This window comes from Dietzia sp. DQ11-71, from assembly GCF_014144995.1.
In the GTDB taxonomy this organism is placed as follows: domain Bacteria; phylum Actinomycetota; class Actinomycetes; order Mycobacteriales; family Mycobacteriaceae; genus Dietzia; species Dietzia kunjamensis.
This window is the reverse complement of the sequence record NZ_JAALDT010000531.1, coordinates 1-1644: the sequence shown is the minus strand read 5'-3', so window position 1 is coordinate 1644 and position 1644 is coordinate 1. Positions and strand designations below refer to the sequence as shown.

1 protein-coding gene and 1 pseudogene are annotated in these 1644 nt (G+C 71.4%); one reads left to right on the top strand and one right to left on the bottom strand.

From position 1 onward, the window contains the following. Positions 1-529: 529 nt before the first annotated feature. A complete protein-coding gene (locus G6023_RS15680; RefSeq protein ID WP_182636410.1) occupies positions 530-1252 on the top strand; it encodes a methyltransferase domain-containing protein in 723 nt (240 codons plus the stop codon). Between the two features lie 23 nt (positions 1253-1275). Here the strand turns inward: G6023_RS15680 and G6023_RS15675 are convergent. Next, positions 1276-1644, bottom strand: a pseudogene (locus G6023_RS15675) (DUF4261 domain-containing protein); the annotation flags it as partial.

Below are 1644 nucleotides of genomic sequence, written 5' to 3'. Positions count from 1 at the left end.
CCCCTGGGCGGCGGCCTCGGGTGCGCCGAGCGGGCCCGTGGCGGGGGCCAGGGCGACCGCGACGCCCAGCGCGAGTGCTCCGGCGACGGTGGACGGTCCGGATGATGTGCGCCGGCTGGACGGTGTTCTCACGAATGCTCCCGGGGTCGAGACCGCGCGGCAGAGGACCCACGCCGATGGGACAGAACCCTAACGCGTGCCGAGTCGCCGGTGTGGTCCACCTCACGGCCGTCCGGACCCTCGTGTGGCAGCCTCTTCTGAACACCGTGAACTTCCCGGTGGCCGGTGTCCGACCCCGCTGTTACGGTGAGAGCGTGCCAAAAGACGTGCTGATGTGCTGGCGAGGCGGACCGACGTGGTCCCGCATCGCCCACGCCGTCTTGGCGTAGTACCGACGATGCGAGGGCCCGCCGGGATCGGTCGGGCCGCATCCGCCATGCGAGGCGGTCTCCGACGGAACCCGGGTTAACGATTCAGACCCCACGGCCCGGAACAGGACCGGGCCAGCCGACTTCAGGAGAGTCCCCAGGTGACCGCAAGTCCCCACACCACCTTCCACGCGCTCGAGGACACCGACGTCCTCGTCAGTGCACGGTCGCTGGACGAGTACACCGATATGTTCGGCCTGGACGAGGCCGACCTGAAGGGGCGCATCGTTGACTGCCCCGGTGGCGCGGCCAGCGCGGTGGCCGAGATCTGTGTGGCGGGTGGCGACGCCGTCGCGGTGGACCCGCAGTACGCGCTCGGCGCGGACGACCTCCGCGGCCGGATCCTCGAGGACGTCGAGCGGTCCCTGGCGCAGAAGCACGCGCGTGAGTTCGACTATGACTGGGACGTCCGCGGCGGGGTCGTGGGGCACGAGGTCATCCGCCGCTCGGCGGCCGACCGGATGCTGGGCCACCTGGCCACCGCCCCCGAGCGGTATGTGGCCGGGGCTCTTCCCTCGCTCCCTCTCGCCGACGACTCGGCCGACCTGGTGCTGTGCTCGCACCTGCTGTTCACCTATGCCGACCGCATGGATCTGGCCGACCATGTCGACGCGATCGTGGAGATGGCCCGCGTGGCGCCGGAGGTGCGGATCTACCCGCTGGTCGACCACGCCGGGAACCCGCTGCCGGAACTGGTGCGCAGTGTGATCGCCAAGCTCAAGAAGGAGCGGCTGATCAGCCGCATCGAGCCGGTGATCCGGCCGTTCCAGCTGGCCGCCACCACGCGGTTGGTCGTCGAGCGGAACGGCCGCCAGCGCCCCTAGGGTTCACGGCCGGCCGGCGGGGTTCACGGATGGTCGGCGGGTGCCAACCGGAGGATCTCCTGCCCGGTGAACGGTGAGACCCCGGCGGTGGCGACGAGCGGCTGTGGGCCGCCCACCTCGAGGGTCAGGCCGGGCTGGAAAATCGTCCCGGTGGCCAGCGAGTAGGCCACGAGGTTGCACATCTCGGCGTAGGCGGCCGCAGGCGGAGCGTCCACGTCGAGTCGCTCGAGGTCCATGCGACCGAATCGGCCCATCCCACTGGTGTAGACGCACGAGGTGGTCTCGGTCTGCATCCCGGCCCGCACCCCGACGAGCGCCGGCGCCGGCACGGGGTTGCCCGTCACGAGATCGCGGTACGGGCCGGCCGGCAGGGTCGCCGCGGCGCCGCCCAC